Origin of the sequence: Clostridioides sp. ES-S-0006-03 (assembly GCF_020662275.1) — a bacterium.
Taxonomy (GTDB): Bacteria; Bacillota; Clostridia; order Peptostreptococcales; family Peptostreptococcaceae; genus Clostridioides.
Genome location: NZ_JADGMM010000003.1, coordinates 81,087 through 104,444, shown reverse-complemented (window position 1 = coordinate 104,444; position 23,358 = coordinate 81,087). Strand labels below are relative to the sequence as shown.

Here is a 23,358-nt window from a genome sequence, read left to right as displayed (position 1 = left end):
TCTTACTATATTACTTATATTGTAGGGGGAAAAGATGAGAGAAGAACTAAACTCTTTAGATTTAAATCAGGTAGAAATTTTCTTTGAACTTTTATCTCAAAATACAGAAGATTATATTTTTTTTTGGGATATAAATAAGAATAATTTTAAAATATCCTCAACCGTTTTTGATGAATTTAATCTAAGTAAAGATATAGAATATGATTTAGTCGATTGTTGGAGCAAAATTATTTATCCAGATGATGTTCAAGTGTGGAAAGACGATATACAAGTCTTGCTAAATGGAGAAAAGGATGAACACAATTTAGAGTATAGATTAATAAACAAGTATGAAGAGATAGTATGGGTTTCTTGTAGAGGTAAAGCTTATGTATCAGATGATAAAAAAACTATAATTATGGTTGGTAGGATAAAGAATATAGGCGAAAAGAATAAATTTGATTCTATCACAGGGACATGGAATAGAGAACAATTTGAATACAGAATGAATTGTATTACAAAAGAGAAAATCTATACAAGTGGAGCTATGTTTATCATGGATATTGATAATTTTAAAAATATAAATGAGAAATATGGACACTCTTATGGTGACAAGGTTTTGCGTGCAATTGCTACAGAAGTTTTAGAATATTTACCTAAGGATGTTAGATTGTACAGATTAGATGGAGACGAATTTGCATTTTTTTACCCTATGTGCAATAAAGAAACTATAGAAAATTTATATGAAAAAATACAATTGTATACAAATACTCAGCATGAAATCGAATCAAATAAATATTATTGTACAATAACTGCGGGGGTTGCTATGTATCCAGAAGATGGAGATAATTATTTGGACTTATTTAAACATGCTGATATTGCGTTAGATATCGCAAAAATTGGTGGTAAAAATAGAATGAAGTTTTTTTCAAAAGAACTCTATGAAAATAAGTTAAAAGTAATTTCAATGCAACAGAAGTTGAGAGAGTGTGTTGAAAATGATTTTAATGACCTTGAATTATTTTTCCAGCCACAGGTAGATGCATTTAACAAAAATGTCATAGGAGCAGAGGCACTTTTGAGATGGCATTCAAATACTTATGGAGAAGTATCTCCTGTTGAATTTATACCAATACTAGAACAAAGTAATCTAATTATACCAGTAGGAAAGTGGATTATAAAAAAGGCTGTAAAACAGTGTAAAGAATGGCATAAAGTAAATCAAGATTTCAAGATATCTGTAAATGTATCATATATTCAACTAAAGGAAGATTTTTTTAGAGATTTTATAATAGAATGTTTGATAGAATATCAATTAAAACCTGAATTTTTAATTTTAGAATTAACAGAGAATTGTTGGGTACCAGATATAAATTTATTGAATGATAAGTTTATTAGTTTAAAAAGTATTGGAGTACATATTGCAATTGATGATTTTGGTACTGGATATTCATCTTTAAATTATCTTAAAGAGTTATCTGTTAATATAATAAAGATTGAAAGAAGTTTTGTTAAGAATATTAAATATAATAGTTATGAACATACCTTCCTAGAATATATTATTAAATTAGCTCATATTATCAACTTAAAAGTTTGTGTTGAAGGTATTGAGTCCTATGAAGAATACAATATAGTGAAGAGTTTAGGTGTAGATATTATTCAAGGTTTTTTATTTGGTAGACCTGTAAGTGCATCTGAGTTTTATAGACTTCAATTATCAAATTGATGAGTGTAGATAAAGTATACTAAAAATAAGGTAAAATATAAGGTTTTTTAAATCTTATATTTTACCTTATTTTATTGTGATAACTATTAATCTCAAGTAGTATTAGCTATTATACACTTTTGCTCCAAACTTAGAGATTATTTCACTAGCTTTTTTAATATCTTCTTTGGTAGCATCAGGAACATCTTTTAATTCATAATCAATACCTAGATTTTCCCATTTGTGTATTCCCATAGAATGATATGGCAGTAATTCGAATCTCTCTACATTTTTTAATGTAGCAACGAATTTACCTAATTTTTCTAAGTTGTCTATATCATCAGTAATTCCAGGAACTAAAACATGTCTTATCCATACTGGAATATTTCTTGATTCTAAGTGTTTAGCAAGTTTTAAAGCTTTATCCATACCCACACCAGTCAAATCAATAGATTTTTCTTCAACCATATGTTTTAAATCAAGCAAAACTAAGTCAGTATTATCTAAAACTGAGTCTATAGTTTCTATATCTACAAATCCAGATGTATCTAGACAAGTGTGTATGTTATTTTCTTTAGCTTTTTTAAATAGCTCACTTAAAAACTCTGGTTGAAGAGTAGACTCGCCACCAGAAGCAGTAATACCTCCACCAGAAAACTTCATAAAAGAAGTATACTTAAGAGCATCAGTTATTATTTCATCAACTGTATATTCTTTTCCAGATTTGGTATCCCATGTATCTCTATTATGACAGTATTTGCATCTAAGAGGACATCCTTGAAAGAATAGTATGTATCTTATTCCTGGACCATCTACAGTACCAAATGTTTCTATAGAGTGTACTTTTCCCTTAATCATAGAGTTCACCTCACAATATATTTTGATAACTTTATTAATAGTTATAATATTTCTCTAAAAAAGGCCATCTTATACCAGAAATAATTCAAGTATAAGATAGCCATTTATTTTTATTTTCTACACAGTAGTAATCTTAGCTAAAGTATAAAAATTTAAAGACTAAGCCATTTTACCGTGGAATGTTCTGTTTATAACATCTAATTGTTGTTCTTTAGTTAATTTTATGAAGTTAACTGCATATCCAGAAACTCTTATAGTTAATTGTGGATATTCTTCTGGATGTTCCATAGCATCTTCTAAAGTAGCTCTATCAAATACATTAACATTTAAGTGATGAGCATTTTGAGCGAAGTAACCATCCATCATTGCAGAAAGATTATTTATTCTTTCATCCATATCTTTTCCTAAAGCACCAGGTACTATAGAGAAAGTATTAGATATACCATCTTGAGCATGCTCATATGGTAATTTAGCAACTGAAGATAATGAAGCTAAAGCACCATTAGTATCTCTACCATGCATTGGGTTTGCACCAGGAGCAAATGGAGCACCAGCTCTTCTACCATCTGGTGTATTACCAGTTTTCTTACCATAAACAACATTTGAAGTTATTGTAAGTATAGATTGAGTAGGATAAGAATTTCTATAAGTTTTATTTTTTCTTATCTTATTCATGAAGCTTTCAACTAGCTCTACAGCTATACTATCAACTCTATCATCGTTGTTTCCGTATTTTGGATAATCTCCTTCTATTTCGAAATCAACAGCTATTCCTTGTTCATTTCTGATAGTCTTAACTTTAGCATGTTTTATAGCAGATAATGAATCCGCACAAACTGATAATCCAGCCATACCACAAGCCATAGTTCTAAATATATCTCTATCATGTAATGCCATCTCTAATGCTTCATAAGAGTATTTATCATGCATATAATGTATTACATTTAAAGTATTTACATATAAGTTTGCTAACCAATCAGTAAATGGTTCAAATTTACTCATAACTTCATCAAAGTCTAAATACTCAGAAGTTATAGGCTCAAATCTTGGTCCAACTTGAGCACCAGATTTTTCATCAATACCACCATTTATAGCATATAATAAAGTTTTTGCTAAGTTAACTCTAGCTCCGAAGAACTGCATTTGTTTACCTATTTTCATTGCAGATACACAACAAGCTATACCGTAATCGTCTCCCCAGTATGGTCTCATTAAATCATCATTTTCATATTGAACTGAACTTGTATCTATAGATACCTTAGAACAGAAATCTTTGAATCCTTGAGGTAATCTAGTTGACCATAAAACTGTTAAGTTTGGTTCTGGTGATGGTCCTAATGTATATAGAGTATTTAACATTCTAAATGAGTTTTTAGTAACTAATGTTCTACCATCTACTCCCATACCTCCTATACACTCAGTTACCCAAGTTGGGTCTCCAGAGAATAAATTGTTGTAATCAGGAGTTCTTAAGAATTTAACCATTCTTAATTTCATAACAAAATGGTCCATATATTCTTGTAATTCTTCTTCTGTCACTGTTCCAGCCTTTAAATCTCTTTCAAAGTATATATCTAGGAAAGTAGATGTTCTACCTAAAGACATTGCAGCACCATTTTGGTCTTTAACAGCAGCTAAATAACCAAAGTATAACCATTGTACAGCTTCTTTTGAGTTAGTTGCTGGTTTTGATATATCAAAGCCATAAGATTCAGCCATCTTTTTAAGCTCATTTAAAGCTGATATTTGTTCAGTTATTTCTTCTCTTAGTCTTATAACTTCTTCATCCATGCAAGAAACTTCTAACGATTTCTTTTGTTCAATTTTATCTTCTATTAAGGCATCAACACCATATAAAGCAACTCTTCTATAGTCACCTATTATTCTACCTCTACCATAAGCATCTGGAAGACCTGTTATTATACCAGATTTTCTAGCAGCTCTCATTTCTGGAGTATATGCATCAAAGACTCCTTGGTTATGTGTTTTTCTATATTTAGTAAATATTTCTTTTATTTCAGGGTCTAATTCATATCCAAAAGCATCACATGAATTTTCAACCATTTTTATACCACCATATGGCATAACCGCTCTTTTTAAAGGGGCATCCGTTTGTAATCCAACTATTGTTTCTAATACTTTATCTAAATATCCTGGAGCATATGCAGCTATTCCAGAAATAGTTTTTGTATCTACATCTAAAGTACCACCATTTTCTCTTTCTTTTTTAAATAAGACCATTGCTTTGTCCCATAGTTTTTTAGTGTTTTCAGTAGCACCAGCTAAGAAAGAGTCATTTCCTTCATATGGAGAATAGTTTAATTGTATAAACTCTCTGACATTTACTTCTTTAGTCCATCTTCCTGTTTTAAATCCTTGCCATGCATTCATTAAGTATTTCCTCCTTAGATTTAAATGATAAATAATGTTGTTAAAATTAATTTTTATATACTTAATTTGTTTTATATATTTTTTTAAAAATATATTTTCTAATATAATAATAACATATTATGCGTATTCTGTATACAAGAAAAATAAAAAAATGTCGTTTTAAAGTATAAAACAAATTATATGTTAGTAATGTGATGAAATTATACCCATATATTAATAAAATGAAACAAATAAATATCTAAAATAATAAGGTAATATTTGAAAAAATTATAAATTAGAAATAAATAAATCTCAGTACAAAAAAGAAAAAGCATACATCTTGATAACTTGAATATTTATTTAATAGGGGGAGGTGATATATTGTTTATCACAGTGATATTATTTTTAGTAGGTTTCCTATTAATTACTAAAGGCGCAGATATCTTTATAAATTGTACTGTAGAGATAGGTAGAAAAACGAATATTTCAGAAATTATACTTGGAGCAACTATTGTTAGTTTTGCAACAACATTGCCTGAATTTACAGTGTCATTACTTGCTTCTATTGATGGTCACACTACAATGAGTTTAGGAAATGCAATTGGTTCTATAATATGTAATACAGGGTTAGCATTAGGTTTAGTTGTTTTTCTAAGTCCATTTAATGTAGATAAAAAAATGTTTTTTTCTAAGTCTTTACTACTAATAGTATCTGTTATAGTTTTAATTTTATTGGGGTTAGATGGAGTTATAACAAGAGGAGATTCATTATTACTTATAATAATATTGATTTTTTATATGGTTAATAACTATAAGAGTGTTGTAGGAAAATCGAATACTAAAAATAGAGGTATTCAAAAAGATACTATTAAAGAAATACCTATAAAGAAGAGTAAACAGTACAGAGGTTTTTCTATAGCAGAAATTATAAAAATACTAATACTTTTTACTACAGGCTTAATAATGATGATAATAGGTTCTCAAATTCTTATAGAGAGTGGTGTAAGAATAGCTAGTTTTCTTAATATACCTCAAGGTATAGTGAGTTTGACTATAATAGCACTTGGAACTTCTTTACCAGAGATAGTGTCTTCAATTACTGCCATAAGAAAAAATCATCATGAAATATCTGTAGGAAATATTCTAGGTGCAAATATATTGAATATAGTATCAGTAATAGCTGTATCAGCAATACCAAATGACATACCAATATTATCTCAAAATAGAAAACTTGATATACCATTCATGATATTATTATTGTTATTAGTAATAGTACCAACTCTTAAATCAAATAGACTTAGTAGACTACAAGGTGTATTAATGTTATTTACATATTTTATATATATATCAATTTTGTATTTTATGTATATTATTTAATCATACTGTTAAAAATATTAATTGCAGAATATCCTAAAAAAGTATATAATGGATAGGTTAAGATTAATTGATAACGGAGAGGAATAATATATGAATATAACAAAGTTTGAAGATTTACCAATAAGTGAGGGAATAAAAAAAGCTATAGCTGAAATGGGGTTTGAAGAGCCATCTCCTATACAAGCACAGTCTATACCTGCAATTTTGTCAGGTAAAGACGTTATAGGACAAGCACAAACTGGTACGGGGAAAACAGCAGCTTTTAGTATACCTATACTAGAAACAATAGACCCAAATAATAGAAGTTTACAAGCTGTAGTACTTTGCCCAACAAGAGAGCTTGCAATACAAGTATCTACAGAAATAAGAAAACTAGCTAAATACTCGCACGGAATAAAGACATTACCTATATATGGTGGTCAACCAATAGATAGACAAATAAAATCTCTAAAGAGTGGTGTGCAAGTTGTAATAGGTACACCTGGACGTACAATAGACCATATTAATCGTAAAACATTAAAGATGGATAATGTAAAAATGATTATACTAGATGAAGCAGATGAAATGCTAGATATGGGATTTAGAGAAGACATAGAAATGATTTTAAGTAAGATTCCTGAAGAAAGACAAACAACTTTCTTTTCAGCAACTATGCCAAGAGGAATTTTAGATTTAACTAAGAGATATCAAAAAGACCCAGAACATATAAAAGTTGTTAGAAAAGAACTTACAGTTTCAAATACAAAACAATATTATATAGAAACTAGATCATCAAATAAATTGGAAGTATTATGTAGATTAGTTGATGTGTATGACCCTAAATTATCTGTTGTTTTCTGTAATACTAAAAGAAAAGCAGATGAGTTAGTAGGAGATTTACAAGCAAGAGGATATTTTGCAGATGCATTACATGGTGACTTAAAACAAACACAAAGAGATATAGTAATGGATAAGTTTAGAAATGGTACAATAGATATACTTGTTGCTACTGATGTTGCGGCTAGAGGTATAGATGTTGATGATGTTGAATGTGTATTTAACTATGATTTACCACAAGATGAAGAGTACTATGTTCATAGAATTGGTAGAACTGGTCGTGCTGGTAGAGAAGGTATGTCATTTACTTTTGTATTTGGAAAAGAAATGAGAAAGATGAAAGATATAGAAAGATATACTAAATCTAAATTAATCAAGCATAATATACCAACAATAACTGATGTTGAAGAGAAAAAAGTAGGCTCTTTCTTTGCACAAGTTAAGCAAACTATAGAAGAAGGTCATTTAACTAAACAATTACAATGGTTAGAAAGTTTCTGTAATGATGAAGATTATGCAATGGTTGATATTGCTGCTGCACTTGTTAAGTTATCTCTAGGGGAAGAAATGAAAGAAGAAATAATAGAAGAAAAACCTAGAAGAGAACGTGGAGATAGAAAAGGTGCTACTGGAGCTAAAGATGGTATGATTAGATTGTTTATCAATATTGGTAGAAATCAAAGAATACAAGCTAAAGATATCGTTGGTGCTATAGCTGGAGAAGTTGGAATACCAGGTAAAATGGTAGGAACTATAGATATATATGATAAGTATACTTTTGTTGAAATACCTAAAAAAGATGCAAAAACAGTAATTGAAAAAATGAAAGATATTAAGATAAAAGGTAACAAAATTAATATAGAAAAAGCCAATAAAAAGAAAAAATAATATATAGTATATAAAAATATAATCGAAAGATATATAAAATAGTATATTGAATATTTAAAAAGCCTAATGTGTTTTCAAAACAGATGATAAATAATCTGTAAGAGTCAACAACATAAGGCTTTTATTGTTTTATATAATAGTATTATTAAAGACATTTTAAATTTTGTTTGTGCTTTATTTACATAAGTATAAAAAATATATTAGAAAATAAATAATCAAATAAAAATTAATATATGATTTTCATTTGATAATGGAAGTAAGAGATTGATTTATCACTTTATGATAGGCACATGTATAGAGAAAAACACCACTTACTAGAATATTTCATCGCCACTCTTAAAGCCAAAGGCTGGATGAAAATCAAATTTAACTGCACCCACAGCAACCTTAGGTCCAACAGCCTTTTTAATTCTATAAATACCCTCATTGCCGAAACCAGCACATAGCTCAATAGCTGTATATCCTTTTTCCTCATTTTCTTGTAATTCTAATGATAGCATAGTACTTTCTCAATTTAATTTGCTTAAAAGTAATTTTATATGAATATCATATTTATAAGGTATTTTTAAATTTATTTTGATAAAATATACTTATGTCTTAAACAGAGTATTTTAAGTATATGAAATTTAATGAAAATATAGTGAATATGTAACTTTTATAAGGAGATAAAGATATTTTATGGATACAATAAAGAAATTAAGTCATGGATGTACACTAGATTGCCATGATTGTTGTAAATTTAATGTTTATACTAAAGGAAATAATGTGATAAAAATTGAAGGAGATAGAAATCATCCTTATACAAAAGGATTTATATGTAAAAAGGGGTTTGCTCATTTAGATAGATTAAATCATAAAGATAGGATAGAGACTCCAATGTTAAAGGTAGATGGTCTATGGAAAAAGATTTCTTTTGCTGAAGCATTAGAGATAATGGCAGATAAACTCCTATTTTATAAAGAACATTATACATCAAAGTCTATTATGCACTATGACCAATATGGAAGTGGGTCTATATTAAAATATATAGGAGATGTATTTTTTAATTTTTATGGAGGAGTTAGTAGGCATAAGGGTGGGCCCTGTTGGAGTGCAGGAATGCATGCCCAAAAGTATGACTTTGGAGTAGCTAAGGGACATGCTATAGAAGATATGCTAAACAGCAAGAGTATATTTATATGGGGAAAAAATCCAGCATATACTACCATTCATACTATGCAAATAATTAAAAAAGCCAAAGAAAAAGGGATAAAAATAGTAGTCATTGACCCTATATATACAAAGACTGCTCAAATGGCAGATAAGTACATACAAGTAAACCCTGGAACAGATGGAGCATTAGCTATAGCTATGGCAAAAATTATAATAGAAGATAACCTGCAGGACGAAGAATATATAAATTCGTATGTTGTTGGTTTTGAGGAATATAAAAAATATTTGGATTCATTAGATTTAAACTTTTTATGTGATGAATGTGGTGTTAAAGAAAAGGATATAAGAGCATTAGTTGATTTATATGCTAATAAATATTCAAGTATAAATGTAGGTTATGGTCTTCAAAAGTATAAAAATGGAGGAAATACAATAAGAGCGATAGATGCATTAGGAGCTATAACAGGTCAAATAGGATTTAGTGGTGGTGGAGTGAATTATGCTAATAAGGTTTATCCAAATGTGATAGATGCTGACCCTTATAATAGCCAATCATATGGCGAAGATAGGGAGTTTTATGTAAGTAATATTAGCAAGTTTATAGAAGAGTCCTTAAAAGACAATATATCAGATGAAGTTAATAATACATTAGAGAAAGCAAATAATACATTGAACAAGTTTGATAAGATGTCAAGTAAATCACTAAAAGGAAATATTCCTATAAAGATGGCAGTAATAACTAAAAGTAATATGTTAAATCAATTGCCAGATTTAGTAGAGTTAGAAAGAGTTTTTTCAAAGATTGAATTTAAAGTATGCTTTGATATGTTTATGACTGACACAGCTACTTTATGTGACTTATTTATACCTTGTACAAATACGCTTGAAAGTGAAGATATAATTTATAGTTCAATGACCAATCCATATATAACATACAATGAAAGAGCAGTAACACCAAAGCATGAATTGATGGATGAGTATTATTTTTTTATGGAGTTAGCTAAAAAGATGAAACTAGAAGGTTATCCTTTTGTAACAAAAAAAGAATACTTAGAAAAAGTAATTGAGCCGCTTAAACGTTTTGAGAAAAGTCTAGATATAGAGAAACTTAAAAATAGTTATTTTACTATACATAATCCTATTGCTTGGGAAGATAAGAAGTTCGAAACTCCATCTGGAAAATACGAACTTTATTCAGAAAGGATAAGAGATTTAGGAATTAGTCCAATTCCAGTGTATATAAGTAATAAAACTAGAAACTTTGAAGATGAAAATAGGAAAAATATTTTTAGACTGCTAACTAATCACCATGCAGATACTTTGTTTAGTCAACACTTTATGGATAAGACATCTATAGCTCAAGCGTATATAAATCAAATTATGGCTAGAAAAATAGGTGTTAACAATAAGGATATTGTAACTTTAAAGTCAAAAAAAACAAAAATAGATGTACAGATAAATATAGATAGTGGAGTAAGTGATTATATAGTAAAAATGTATGTTGGATGGTGGAAGAAACATGGCAATCCTAATAGTTTAACAGATACTGGTATATCTGATATTGGTGGTCAAGTAACATATAATGAAACGATGGTAGAAATAATACGACAAAACTAGTTAAATTTCATTGAAGGAATAGAAATGCGATTATAGAATTGATTAAAAGTTACTATTTTTACAAAACTATTGAAGGAGGGATTTTGATGGTAAAATATTCCTTAGAACATAAGAATCTATACATAGAATTTATGTGCTCAGAACTAGACCACCATGTAGCTAATGAAATAAGGGAAGAAATAGATAACTTATTAAGTGTTAATCAAGTAAAAAATGTTGTATTTGATTTTGGAAATATTAATTTTATGGATTCTTCAGGTATAGGTGTCATCATAGGTAGATATAAAAAAATTTCTAATGAAGGGGGACGAGTTTCAGTAATTAATATAAGTTCACGAGTTAAGAAAATTTTTGATTTATCTGGGTTAAATAAAATTATTGGCATTTATGATACGTATGAAGAAGCTCTAAGTTCTTTGTAGGGAGGAGTATGTGATGAATAATATTATGGAAGTTAAATTTTCGGCACTATCAGAAAATGAAAGTTTAGCAAGAGTTATAGTAGCATCATTTGCAGCAAAATTAGACCCAACAGTAGATGAATTAGTTGATATAAAGACTGCTGTCTCTGAGGCTGTTACAAATGCTATAATACATGGATATGAAGAAGACAGTTCTAAGTTTGTTTTTTTGAAATGTGAGATAGAGGGAAATACTATAAAAATCGTAGTTGAAGATGAAGGGTATGGAATAGAAAATGTGGAGAAGGCAATGGAACCACTTTATACATCAAAACCAGAACTTGATAGATCAGGAATGGGATTCACAGTTATGAAAAGCTTTATGGACGATGTAGAGGTAAGTTCTAGAAAAGATAATGGCACTAGAATTGAAATGACTAAAAAAATAAATTTGCCTAAATAAAGTCCAAAAGTGAGGTTTTATTATGGAAGTAACTGTTGCCAGAGAAGAAAAAAAACCTCTTCTTAGTCATGAAGAGACTCTAGAACTTATTGATAAAGTTCAAAATGGAGATGAAGAGGCAAAAGAAATATTAATATCAAGTAATTTAGGTCTAGTTAGGAGCGTTGTATCTAGATTTTTAAATATAGGGTATGATAGAGAAGATTTATTTCAATTAGGTTCTATAGGTTTAATAAAATCAATATATAAATTTGACCCTAAATTTAATGTTAAATTCTCTACTTATGCAGTACCAATGATTCTAGGTGAAATAAAGAGATACTTAAGAGATGATGGTATGATAAAAGTATCAAGGTCATTGAAGCAAATAGCTGTAAAGGCCAAGATGGAAAGTGAAGCTTTAACTAAAAAGCTAGGCAGAGAACCAAGTATAGAAGAAATAGCTCAAGCATTAGATGTAGAAAAAGAAGATTTAGTAATGGCTATGGAAGCTAATTTTAATGTAGAGTATTTGCAAGGTGTTATTCATGAAGAAGAAGGTTCTCCAATATGCCTTATTGATAAGATAAGCATGAAAGGAGAAAGTGAGGAAGAAAAAGTTGTAGATAATATATTATTAAAGGATATACTTGGAAGACTGGATAAGAGAGAACGTCAAATAATAGTTCTCAGATATTTTGAAGATATGACTCAAAGTGAAATAGGAGAAATGCTCAATATATCACAGGTTCAAGTATCAAGAATAGAGAAAAAAGTATTATCTAAGTTAAAAGAATATATATCATGATAATACTTATGATATATTAAACTTTTTAGAATTTTTATATTAAGTTTTTAAGTTACTATTAAAAAATTATAAGTTCAAATAAAAAATATTAAAAAACAAGGTGTCTTTATGATAGAAAATAAATTATTTTCTTTATTAGGCATCTTTTTTATTTTTTGACAAAACTTTGAGTGTCTAAAATAAATAATAGGTTTATTTTTTTTAAATTAACAAATAATACTTTAGAGAGGTGTTTAGTATGGATAAAAATTATAAAAAATATGTAGACCAAATAAGCCCAAAACCTACATATTTAAAAAACTATACACTTGCATTTATTGTAGGTGGAATTATTTGTATGATAGGGCAAGCCATAAGTGATTTATACATGAAAGTTGGAGGTCTTGATAAATTAGGTGCTAGTTCCGCTACATCAATAACACTGATATTTATAGGGGCATTTCTAACTGGATTAGGAGTTTATGACCTAATCGGAAAAAGAGCAGGAGCTGGTTCTATAATACCAATAACAGGTTTTGCTAACTCAATAGTATCTCCTGCTATGGAGTATAAAAGAGAAGGATATGTATTAGGTGTAGGTGCAAACTTATTTAAAATTGCAGGGCCAGTTTTAGTTTATGGTATAGGTTCTTCTATTTTATGTGGAATTATTTATTATATTTTTAAGATGTTTTAGAGGATTTTTATTTAATTTAAATTTTATTAATTATGAAGAAGATATGAAATCTGAAAAATAGTTATGGAAGTAGTTAGTTAGGAAATAATCATGCAGATTTTAATTAATATTTTTAATTAATATTAAAAAATTAAATATTAAAATGCAAAATTAAAAAGGTGTGAAAATATGAAAAATAAAAGAATTGGAAAAAGAACAGTCAAGCTAGAGAATAAACCAACAATAATATCAGCTGGTACTATAGTAGGTTCTAAAGAAGGTGAAGGACCATTAAAAGATTATTTTGATATGATTATGACTGATGATTTATATGGTGAAAAAACTTGGGAATTGGCTGAAAGTAAAATGGTAGAGACTGCATCTCAGAAAGCCATACAGAAGGCAGGAAAAAAACTGTCAGATGTAAATTATATGCTAGGCGGGGATTTAATCAATCAAATAGTACCAGCATCTTTTGCTGCAAGAGAATTAGCAATTCCATTTTTGGGTATATATGGCGCTTGTTCTACAATGGCAGAAGGACTTTGCATAGGTTCTATGCTTGTAGATGGTGGTTTTGCAGATTTAGTGCTATCAGGAACATCAAGCCATTATTGTACAGCAGAAAGACAATTTAGATTTCCACTAGAATTAGGAAATCAAAAGCCAATGACAGCTCAATGGACAGTTACAGGAGCAGGAAGTGTTTTATTAGCTCCTAATGGAGAAGGTCCTAAAGTAAAATATGTTACAGTTGGAAAAGTAATAGATAAAGGTATTGATGATGGTAATAATATGGGACCAGCCATGGCTCCAGCAGCAATAGATACTATATATTCTTATTTTGAAGATACTAATGATGACCCAAATAGCTTTGACATAATTGCTACTGGCGATTTAGGTACACTTGGCAAACAAATAGCAGAAGACTTTTTGAAAGAGAAGGGTGTAGATATTTCAAAGTGTTATACTGATTGTGGTATAGAAATGTTTAACCTTAAAGAGCAAGATGTTCACTGTGGTGGGAGTGGATGTGGATGTTCAGCTACAGTATTTGCAGGATATATATATGAAAAATTAAGAAAAAAAGAATTTAACAAAGTAATGCTTGTATCAACAGGAGCACTATTATCACCAACAAGTACACTACAAAAGCAAACAATACCTTGTGTTGCACATGCAGTAGTAATAGTAAATGAGTAGGAAGTGATATATATGTTAATGGAATACGTAAGAGTATTTATTGTAGGTGGAATTATATGTTTAATAGCTCAAGTAATGATGGACTACTTTAAAATGCAAACTCCATATGTTATGGTGACATATGTAACAACTGGTGTAGTTTTAACTTTTCTAGGACTTTATGAACCATTAGTTAAGTTTGCAGCAGCAGGTGCAACAGTTCCTATAATAGGATTTGGATATTCACTTGCCAAAGGAGTAATAAAATCAATACAAAGTGATGGATTTTTAGGTATTTTCCTAGGTGGAACAACTGCTACAGCTGGTGGGATAGCCGCAGCTATATTTTTTGGATATATTATGTCGGTAGTATTTACACCAAAAGCAAAACCATAAAACCACTTAAATATATGATAATTTTTTGTATAAAGTAGGTAGATATCTTTTTAGATTCTACCTATTTTTTTATACTTACAAGCGTTTACATAATCAAGTTGACAATTATTTACAACATGGTGTAGTATTATATTAGCAAAAATAAAATGAAGTGAAGTAGGGGATAAAGATGGTAACTATTAAAGATATTGCAAGGAACCTAGGCATTAGCTATTCAACTGTTTCTAGGTGCTTAAACAATAATCCTAATGTATCTGAAAAAACAAAAAAGAAGGTAGTGGAAGAGGCTAACAGGCTAGGGTTTCATTTTAATGTAAATGCGAGAAATCTAGCAAAAAAAGAAACAAATAGAATAGGGGTAATCTTTTCAAATAATTTTAATCATCAAGACACTAGAAAATTTTTTAGTGATATAATGGACAGTTCTATAAATTCTATTGAGACTAATAAGTACGACTTTATAATACAGCCCAATAACAACATTAGTGGTGATAGTAATGTCTATAAAATGGTTAATGGGCAAATGGTTGATGGATTAGTAATAGTGTCTCAATCAATAAAAAAAGAAGAGTATGAGTTTTTAAAAGACAATAATTTTCCACACGTATTCATATATTTTAAGCCATCTTTTGTAGGAGAGGTAGATAACTTCTTTTGGGACGATAACGTATATGGAGGCTATATAGCTACTAAACATTTAATCGACCATGGTCATAAAAATATAATAACAATAACTTCAGAAGATAAGAGTTCAAAAATGCATGAAGATAGAACAAAAGGGTATTTAAATGCTATGGAAGAAGCTAATTTAGAGACGGATGTAATTGAATCTAAAATGGATTTTGAATCTCAAGTTGAACTATTAAGAAATCATATTGATAAAATAAAAAAGGCTTCAGCTATATTTGTGCAACAAGATGTACCAGCTATTTCTATAATACAAGAATTAAAAACTACTTATGGTATAAATGTACCAGAAGACTTATCTGTAATAGGATATAATAATATTGAATTAATATCTTACTTTAGGTCACACTTATCGACAATAGATGACCCAAGAGAGCAAGTTATAAAAAATGGAGTAGATAGTTTAGTAAATACAATAAATAAAAAGAGCACAGAACATATCCCAAGAAAACTTTATCCAAGACTAATTATAAGAAACAGCGTTAATAGAATAAAAGACTAAAAGTAATCCAGTTGATTATAGAATTTAATATCAATAAAAACTTGAATAAATAAAAATACTGGAATGAAAGTTCATTCCAGTATAAAATCTAACTTTTGAGTCTCGGTACAACATTGAGATTTATTATTTTTTAAGTAGTTTCATTAAGATAGTTTTTTATAAAATCAATAAACATTCTTGTTGACTTGTTTAAAAATTTATTATCTGTCCAATATAGCTCAATAAATTGCTCACATCTTATATCATTAATAGGTAATAGTTTAATAGAAGATTCATAATCTATACACCATGATTTTTCAGGAATAAATCCAACTCCATGACCTTCTTTTATCAAATTATAAACGGTTGAAGGAGAATCACATTCAAAACCTACATTAGGTTCAAAGTCAGCATAGTTACAAAATCTATCTGTAATTTTTCTGAAATTTGTACCTTCATCTAAACATATAAAATTCTCATCTTGTACATCTTTAAAATACACACTATTAAGCTCTGATAGTGGATTGCTGTAAGGTACACCTATAAATATTTCTTCACTAGTTAATACTTCATAATTTGATGACTTAAATTCAAAGCAATATGAAGTAATACATATATCAAAATCGTAGTCAAATGTTGATTTTGGAATATGTTGCATTAATTTGAATGAAATATTTGGATGTAATTTTTTAAATTCACTAAGTACATCTAAAATTAACCCTGATGCAGTAAGTACGATTAATTTGATTTGGTCAAATTCACTACAAGCTAAATCTTTTATTTCTTTAGTTGATGTATCTAATAAATTAAGTATAGAATCAACTCTTTTAAGAAAAATATTTCCACAATAGTTTAATTTAATAGACTTTCCTTTCCTGTCAAATAATTTTACACCTAAATCCATTTCAAGTAGAGCTATACTTTTGCTAAGTGCTGACTGTGTTACATGTAATTGCTTAGCAGCATTAGTCATATTTTCAGTACAAGCTACAACTTGAAAATATTTTAATTGTAATAAATCCATGATGCTTAATCCTCCTTTTGCTTTATGACTAAAAGCATATAAAAATAATGAAACATTTATATTATACATTATCGATGAGAGAATATATAATTAAATCACTAATACTTATATTGTAAGAAAATTATAAAAATTGCAAGGAGGTATAAAAATGAAAGGAATTAAAAATGCTCTGATAGCAGCCTGTATAATTACAGTATTGGCTGAATTAATTGGGCCTATTTCATTTAAAGTTATGGGTATTAATATAACTTTACTTAGTATACTATGGGCTATCTTTATAGGTATGGCTGTTTCCCCTCATTTGTTAGGAAGGGTTATACCAGCTTTAAAAAAGTTTATAGGAGATAATGAAATAAATGTATCTCCATATCTTTTATCTTTAACTCTATATCCATTAGGAATAATGTTTGGAATTAATGCAGGTCCTAAAGTTGGTATATTACTTCAAGCAGGACCAGCACTTTTATTACAAGAGTTTGGTCATATGGGTACAATGTTGATAGCATTACCTGTTGGAGTAGCACTAGGTCTTGGAAGAAGTGCATTAGGAGGGACTTTTTCATTATGTCGTGACACAGCACTAGGAATTATTGGGGATAAGTATGGATTAAATTCACCAGAAGGTATAGGAACATTGGGAACTTATATAAGTGGTAGTATCTTTGGAACATTATTATTTTCATTTTTGGCACCATTGGGTGTTCTTATAGGCTTTCATCCATATGCTTTAGCAATGGCATCAGGAATGGGAAGTGGTTCTATGATGGGGGCTGCAACAGCATCATTGATGAATACTGTCCCAAATATGTCTGAACAGATTTTAGCTTATTCAGCTACCAGTGGATTGATTACAGCTGTTACTGGAATATACATAGAATTATTTTTATCATTACCAGTTGCTAATTATTATTATAGTAAAGTGGCTCCGATTATTGAGAAGTTTAGAAGTAGAAAAAAAACAAAAACAAGAGATGTCTTATAATGGAGGATGTATAGATGGAAAAGACTTTGAAGACTATTATGGAACAGATAAAAATAGTAATGTTCATATATATTATTATTTGCTTTGGACAGGCTATAGCACTTAAAACACAGGCTAAAGATTTGTTGATTGGAAGTGTATTTGGGTTTATATTAGTAATAATTGCTATTGTAATAAAGAATTTTGTTAAGAGACCAAATTTACCAGGTTTTGCATGGGCGACTTTAGTTGCGTTTGTATTATCACTTCCAATATCACCAGTTGGAGATTTTATAGCAAGTAATATAGGAAAAATCAATTTTATGTCTACAGTAACACCATTATTAGCTTTTGCAGGAATTTCTGTAGGTAACCAATTAGACATATTAAAGACTTTGAGTTGGAAGCTAGTAGTTATATCATTTATAGTTATGACATCTACTTATTTTGGTTCTGCTTTTATATCTCAAACAGTTCTAAAAATAAATGGAATGATTTAAGGAGGTAGTAAGTATGAAAGAATTAAAATTAAAAATCAAAGAAGATATAAAGCTGTTATCTGATGAGAAAAAAGCATCATTTGAAAAGGTATCCAAATCTTTATTTGAAAATCCAGAATTAGCATTTGAAGAATTTAAATCACAAAAAGCATTATGTAATTTATTAGAAGAAAATGGATTTGATGTGACAAAGGGTGTAGGAGGATTAGAAACATCTTTTGAGGCAGTCTACTCAAATGGAACTGGTGGAAAGACAGTAGCTTTTCTAGCTGAATATGATGCACTTCCAGGTATGGGACATGCTTGTGGACATAATATAATAGGTACAAGTTCTGTTGGAGCGGGTATTATTTTAAAAGAAGTTATAAAAAAATATGATATAGAAGGAACTGTAAAAGTATTTGGAACACCTGCAGAAGAAAGAGTAGGTGGAAAAATAACTATGATTAGAGAAGGGGTATTTAAAGATGTAGATGCTGCATTAATTTTACATCCATGTGATGCTTCAATACCTGATGATATATCATTTGCTCAAGTTAACTTAAAATTTGATTTTAGTGGAAAAGCTTCTCATGCTGCTGCTTATCCTTGGGAAGGAAGAAGTGCATTAAGTGGAGTAATAGCATTATTCAATAGTGTAAATAGCATGAGATTACATCTTAAAGATTATGCAAGAGTACATGGAATTATAACTGATGGAGGTAGTATACATAACATAATTCCTGAAAAATCTATAGCTATATTTAATGTAAGAGCATTAAGTATAGAATACCTAAATGAAATTTGTGATATGCTTAAAGATTGTGCTAAGGGAGCTGCAATTTCTACAGGAACTAGTGTAGAAGTAATTCAATTAGATGAGATATATAAAGAGATAAAAAATGATTCAAGATTGGTAAATATAGTTAGAGAAAATTTTGAAGTATTGGGTGAAGATTATATTGAAAGAGATTTAACTCAAGGTATTGGTTCAACTGATACTGGAAATTTAACTCATGAAATACCTGCAATACAAGCATATATAAAATTAAAAGAAAACACTGCAACTCATACAGAAGAATTTGCTGTAGCTGCTGGTGGCGAAGAAGGGAAAATAGCACTTATAAAAGCAATTAAAGTACTAGCAATGTGTGGTGTAGATGTTTTGTACAGTAAATAATGTATTACTAAAAAAATACATGAAGAAAGGAGACTAAATATGATATTAAAACAAGTATTAGAGGTTTATGACATTTTAGACAAATCAACTGCAAGTGGAGAAGAAGTGAAGACATACTTACAAAGCTATGGTGGAGAAAATATAATAGTAAAAAAGCTATCATCAAGTAAAGGTTCTACAGACTTAGTTAAGCTTACAATTGCTGGTAAGAATGGTAAATTAAACGGAGGAAATGCCCCTACTCTAGGTATTTTAGGCAGACTTGGAGGTATTGGAGCAAGACCAGATGTAATAGGTTTTGTTTCAGATGGTGATGGAGCATTAGTAGCAATTTCAGTAGCAGCGAAACTTTTAGATATGCAACGAAAAGGAGATGTGCTAGAAGGAGATATTATAATTTCTACTCATATTTGTCCAGATGCTCCAACTAAAGAGCATTATCCTACACCTTTTATGGATTCACCAATAGATATGACAACTATGAATGAAAATGAAGTTGACAGTAGTTGTGATGCAATACTTTCAATCGATACTACTAAAGGTAATAGAATAATCAATACTAGAGGATTTGCAATATCGCCAACTGTCAAAGAAGGGTACATATTGAAAACTAGTGATAATCTTTTAGATATTATACAGACTGTAACTGGAAAATCTCCATTTGTATTTCCTTTATCTATTCAAGATATAACACCATATGGAAATGACCTGTATCACTTGAATAGTATTTTACAGCCAGCAGTTGCTACAAATTCTCCAGTAGTTGGAGTAGCAATTACTACAGAAATGCCTGTTGCTGGATGTGCTACAGGTGCAACTCATTTTAGTGATTTAGAGTCAGCTGGTAGATTTGCAATTGAAGTTGGCAAATTATTTGGTGTAAATAAGTGTGATTTTTATGATAAGGAAGAATGGGATATACTTATCAAAAGATATGGGAAATTAAACGCATTCCAAACTTTTGGTATACAATAAGCAAAAAATATAAAGTTTATATAGTTTATATAGTTTGTAATAAGTTTATATAGTTTGTAATATATAAATATTATAACAATCGCCACATTAATTATAATTACTAAAAAAGGAGTGTCTCATCGAGGATTTCTAAAAATCACTTTGAGGCAACTCCTTATATTTTTGTTTGAATTTTAATTATTTATTAATATTTAAATGTAATCTTTTATTAAACTATGGTGTTGTATTTCCACCACCATCAGGAGGGGTGACAGTACCACCACTGTTTCCACCATTGTCAGGAGGGTTAGTAGTACCACCACTGTTTCCACCATTGTCAGGAGGGTTAGTAGTACCGCCACTGTTTCCACCATTGTCAGGAGGAGTAGTAGTACCGCCACTATTTCCACCGTTATCAGGAGGAGTAGAGCCACCACCATTATTACCTGAATTATTGTTGTTATTATTGTTTTCTTCTTCTTGTTGATTATTATCTGGTTTCTTTGTATCTTCAGGAGATGGCTGAGAACTTACTCTAGAAGGAGCAGTACCTTCAATAAATGCTGCTTTAGAGCCAGAAGATTGCTTTCCTCCATCTTCTAAATTAATTTTTGTAAAATATACATTTTTAGGAACTTCAAATTCAGTAACTGTTAAATTTGCATGTATTTTTGCCATGATTTTTTGCCAAAGTTTTGCTGTACTAGTACTTCCATGTGGAACATCTCTACGTTTTATAGTGTTACCAGCATCATCTTTTCTACCAGCATCATCTCCAATGTATGTTGCTCCTACATAATAAGGTGTATAACCAACAAACCAAGCATCATATGCGCTATTTGTAGTACCTGTTTTACCTGCAACAGGCATTCCTTTAGGAAGTGATGCAATACCACCTGTACCTTCAGTAATTACACTTTCTAACATATCTGTAACAACATAAGCTACTTCTGGGTCTACAACTTTATGCTCTTCAGGAGCGTTTTTAACTAATAATTGCCCATCAAAAGTAGTTATAGTAGTGTAAATAGATGGTTCTACATAAACTCCTTGATTTGCTAATGTACCATAAGCAGCAGCCATCTGAAGTGGAGTAATACCACTTGCCATACCACCAAGTGTTAATGCTGGGAACTGTCTATCAGTTGCTCCTGTTTGGCTATTTTTAACAGTTGTTATACCAAAGTTCTTTAAGTAGTCCATCATTATATCTATACATTCATCATAAGAATCTCCAAGCATCTCAGCAGTTTTAACTGCTATTGTATTTGAAGATTTAGCAAGAGCTTTACGTAAACTCATAGAGCCATGACCACTAGTGGTAGTTCTTGGATTCCATTTAGTGTTTTCTTCAAATTTATATCCTCCTCTAACATCATTTAGAGCAGTTGATTGTGTAATCTTTAAAGTATCAATAGCTGGTGTATAAATTGCTAGAGGTTTTATAGAAGAACCTGGCTGATGAGGGCTAGTAGCACGATTTAAAGTTTTTCTGCCACTTATGTTTCGGCCTCCAGCTAGTGCTCTTATTTCACCATTTTTGTAATCTAAAATTACCATTGCAGACTGTGGCTGGCTAACTCCATCAGGTCCAACCATATGTCCTGGGAAATTGCTATTTTTATCAAATTCTTCTTCCAAAGCATCCTGCATTTTAGGGTCTATAGTTGTATTTACAATTAGACCACCATTGTAGAATAAGTTTTGAGCTTCATCATTTGTATGTCCTTGTTCCATTAGGGCATTTATAACTTCACTTTCAATAAGGTCTTCTACAGATGAAGAAACTTTATCTGCTGATTTAGGTAATTTTATTTCTATCTTAGCATTAATTGCTTCATCATATTCTTTTTGTTTTATATATCCTAGGTCTAACATTTTCTTTAGAACAATTTCTTGTCTTTTCTTAGCTTCAGGGTTGTTTATAGCTTTTCTAACAACTAATGTACCTGCTTTTAGCTGTCTATAAGTATCACTAGATATAAGTTCCCAAGTTTTTAATTTCTCAATCATATCAAAGTCTACTTGAGTTGGGTCATCTAAATCATCATCAGTTGTATTAACAAAAAATAACAACTTATTCTCTAAGTCACTCTTAGTTTCATTTCCATCTAATTTAGAAGTTTTGTAAGCTGAAAACCTAGATGGATTTTTAGTTGAACCAGCAAGAAGTGCTGACTCAGCTATAGTAAGGTCAGATGCAGACTTATCAAAATAACCACGTGCACCAGCCTCAGCTCCTGCAAGACCCTTTCCAACGAAGAAGTTATTTAAATAAGTTTCTAGTATTTTGTCTTTACTTACTGTCTTACTCATCTCATATGCATAATAAATATCTTTTATTTTACGAGGTAGAGTTTGTTGCTCAGTAGTCAATAGCATCTTAGATACCTGCATAGGAATAGTACTACCACCTTGCTTAGTACCAGTAAGAGTTTTTAATACTGATCTAAATAAACCTTTAATGTCAACACCCTTGTGTTCATAAAAACGTTCATCTTCTATTGCAATTACTGCATGTTGAAGATGAGTTGAAATTTTATCTAATGGAACGGGTGTCTTTTTATTTACACTTGGAGCAGTAGATAATGTTTTTCCATTAGCGTATTTAATTGTAGTTGTTTGGTTTGTTTGCTTGTCTAAAACAGCTTCTGTAACTGGAGAGACATCTCTTAATGATGCAAATACTAATCCAGCAGTACCTGCTGCACCAACAACTAATAAAACTAAAAATACTATACCAAATACTCTTAGTTTTTTAAATTTATCGCTTTTCTTAGATTTCTTCTTGCTTTTAGTTGAATGAGTTTTGTTAGCTGAATTTCTATTAACTGGTTTATTTGAGCTACTAGATGAACTAACCTTTTTTCTTCTTATTTTATTTCCATTTTTATCATTATCGTTATTCATAAGATTTTAACCTCCTTACTTAATGCAATATTATAA

General features: G+C 29.8%; 20 protein-coding genes. 15 read left to right on the top strand and 5 right to left on the bottom strand.

Features of this window, described 5'->3' with window-relative positions:
- Positions 1-34 precede the first annotated feature (34 nt).
- A complete protein-coding gene (locus IR151_RS04930; RefSeq protein ID WP_227433411.1) occupies positions 35-1,705 on the top strand; it encodes a GGDEF and EAL domain-containing protein in 1,671 nt (556 codons plus the stop codon).
- Between the two features lie 102 nt (positions 1,706-1,807).
- On the opposite strand, the gene pflA is transcribed toward IR151_RS04930, so the two are convergent.
- Positions 1,808-2,542, bottom strand: coding sequence for a pyruvate formate-lyase-activating protein (pflA, locus tag IR151_RS04925; protein WP_227433410.1), 735 nt, complete (start codon positions 2,540-2,542; stop codon positions 1,808-1,810).
- Positions 2,543-2,701: 159 nt separating this feature from the next.
- Entirely contained in the window at positions 2,702-4,933 is a 2,232-nt protein-coding gene (pflB, locus tag IR151_RS04920; protein ID WP_227433409.1) for a formate C-acetyltransferase, read from the bottom strand.
- Positions 4,934-5,293: 360 nt separating this feature from the next.
- Between pflB and IR151_RS04915 the strand changes: the two genes are divergently transcribed.
- Positions 5,294-6,289 carry a calcium/sodium antiporter gene (locus tag IR151_RS04915; protein WP_227433408.1) on the top strand — a complete coding sequence of 332 codons (996 nt, stop codon included), beginning with the start codon at positions 5,294-5,296 and terminating at the stop codon, positions 6,287-6,289.
- A gap of 90 nt (positions 6,290-6,379) precedes the next feature.
- On the top strand, positions 6,380-7,993 hold the full coding sequence (locus tag IR151_RS04910) for a DEAD/DEAH box helicase (protein ID WP_227433407.1): 1,614 nt from the start codon (positions 6,380-6,382) through the stop codon (positions 7,991-7,993).
- A 314-nt stretch (positions 7,994-8,307) separates the two neighbouring features.
- Here IR151_RS04910 and IR151_RS04905 read toward each other — a convergent pair whose 3' ends face one another.
- Positions 8,308-8,493: a DUF6506 family protein gene (locus IR151_RS04905; RefSeq protein WP_413926627.1), complete on the bottom strand. Its 186-nt coding sequence runs from the start codon at positions 8,491-8,493 to the stop codon at positions 8,308-8,310.
- A gap of 178 nt (positions 8,494-8,671) precedes the next feature.
- Between IR151_RS04905 and IR151_RS04900 the strand changes: the two genes are divergently transcribed.
- From IR151_RS04900 to IR151_RS04865, 8 genes are all read left to right on the top strand, one after another.
- On the top strand, positions 8,672-10,762 hold the full coding sequence (locus IR151_RS04900) for a molybdopterin-dependent oxidoreductase (protein ID WP_227433406.1): 2,091 nt from the start codon (positions 8,672-8,674) through the stop codon (positions 10,760-10,762).
- Between the two features lie 86 nt (positions 10,763-10,848).
- On the top strand, positions 10,849-11,184 hold the full coding sequence (gene spoIIAA / locus IR151_RS04895; protein WP_227433405.1) for an anti-sigma F factor antagonist: 336 nt from the start codon (positions 10,849-10,851) through the stop codon (positions 11,182-11,184).
- Positions 11,185-11,197: 13 nt separating this feature from the next.
- Complete coding sequence (spoIIAB, locus tag IR151_RS04890; protein ID WP_227433404.1) at positions 11,198-11,626, top strand: anti-sigma F factor; 429 nt, start codon at positions 11,198-11,200, stop codon at positions 11,624-11,626.
- 22 nt (positions 11,627-11,648) lie between these two features.
- Entirely contained in the window at positions 11,649-12,413 is a 765-nt protein-coding gene (gene sigF, locus IR151_RS04885) for an RNA polymerase sporulation sigma factor SigF (protein ID WP_227433403.1), read from the top strand.
- Between the two features lie 238 nt (positions 12,414-12,651).
- Positions 12,652-13,089, top strand: a complete 438-nt coding sequence (gene spoVAC, locus IR151_RS04880; RefSeq protein ID WP_021425350.1) for a stage V sporulation protein AC — start codon at positions 12,652-12,654, stop codon at positions 13,087-13,089.
- Positions 13,090-13,257: 168 nt separating this feature from the next.
- Positions 13,258-14,271, top strand: a complete 1,014-nt coding sequence (spoVAD, locus tag IR151_RS04875; protein WP_227433402.1) for a stage V sporulation protein AD — start codon at positions 13,258-13,260, stop codon at positions 14,269-14,271.
- A gap of 12 nt (positions 14,272-14,283) precedes the next feature.
- Complete coding sequence (spoVAE, locus tag IR151_RS04870) at positions 14,284-14,646, top strand: stage V sporulation protein AE (RefSeq protein ID WP_227433401.1); 363 nt, start codon at positions 14,284-14,286, stop codon at positions 14,644-14,646.
- Positions 14,647-14,815: 169 nt separating this feature from the next.
- Positions 14,816-15,835 carry a LacI family DNA-binding transcriptional regulator gene (locus tag IR151_RS04865; protein WP_227433400.1) on the top strand — a complete coding sequence of 340 codons (1,020 nt, stop codon included), beginning with the start codon at positions 14,816-14,818 and terminating at the stop codon, positions 15,833-15,835.
- 130 nt (positions 15,836-15,965) lie between these two features.
- Here IR151_RS04865 and IR151_RS04860 read toward each other — a convergent pair whose 3' ends face one another.
- Entirely contained in the window at positions 15,966-16,838 is an 873-nt protein-coding gene (locus IR151_RS04860) for a LysR family transcriptional regulator (RefSeq protein WP_227433399.1), read from the bottom strand.
- A gap of 148 nt (positions 16,839-16,986) precedes the next feature.
- Here IR151_RS04860 and IR151_RS04855 point away from each other — a divergent pair, with 148 nt between their 5' ends.
- Genes IR151_RS04855 through IR151_RS04840 form a run of 4 tightly spaced genes read left to right on the top strand, consistent with a single transcriptional unit; the run spans position 16,987 to position 20,433 of the window.
- Positions 16,987-17,820, top strand: a complete 834-nt coding sequence (locus IR151_RS04855; RefSeq protein ID WP_227433398.1) for a DUF3100 domain-containing protein — start codon at positions 16,987-16,989, stop codon at positions 17,818-17,820.
- A gap of 14 nt (positions 17,821-17,834) precedes the next feature.
- Complete coding sequence (locus IR151_RS04850) at positions 17,835-18,299, top strand: hypothetical protein (RefSeq protein ID WP_227433397.1); 465 nt, start codon at positions 17,835-17,837, stop codon at positions 18,297-18,299.
- A gap of 13 nt (positions 18,300-18,312) precedes the next feature.
- A complete protein-coding gene (locus IR151_RS04845; RefSeq protein WP_227433396.1) occupies positions 18,313-19,458 on the top strand; it encodes a M20 family metallopeptidase in 1,146 nt (381 codons plus the stop codon).
- A gap of 39 nt (positions 19,459-19,497) precedes the next feature.
- The gene (locus tag IR151_RS04840) at positions 19,498-20,433 is read left to right on the top strand and encodes a DUF1177 domain-containing protein (protein ID WP_227433395.1); all 936 of its coding nucleotides are present in this window, start codon (positions 19,498-19,500) and stop codon (positions 20,431-20,433) included.
- 213 nt (positions 20,434-20,646) lie between these two features.
- On the opposite strand, the gene IR151_RS04835 is transcribed toward IR151_RS04840, so the two are convergent.
- A complete protein-coding gene (locus tag IR151_RS04835) occupies positions 20,647-23,322 on the bottom strand; it encodes a transglycosylase domain-containing protein (protein ID WP_227433394.1) in 2,676 nt (891 codons plus the stop codon).
- Positions 23,323-23,358 lie beyond the last annotated feature (36 nt).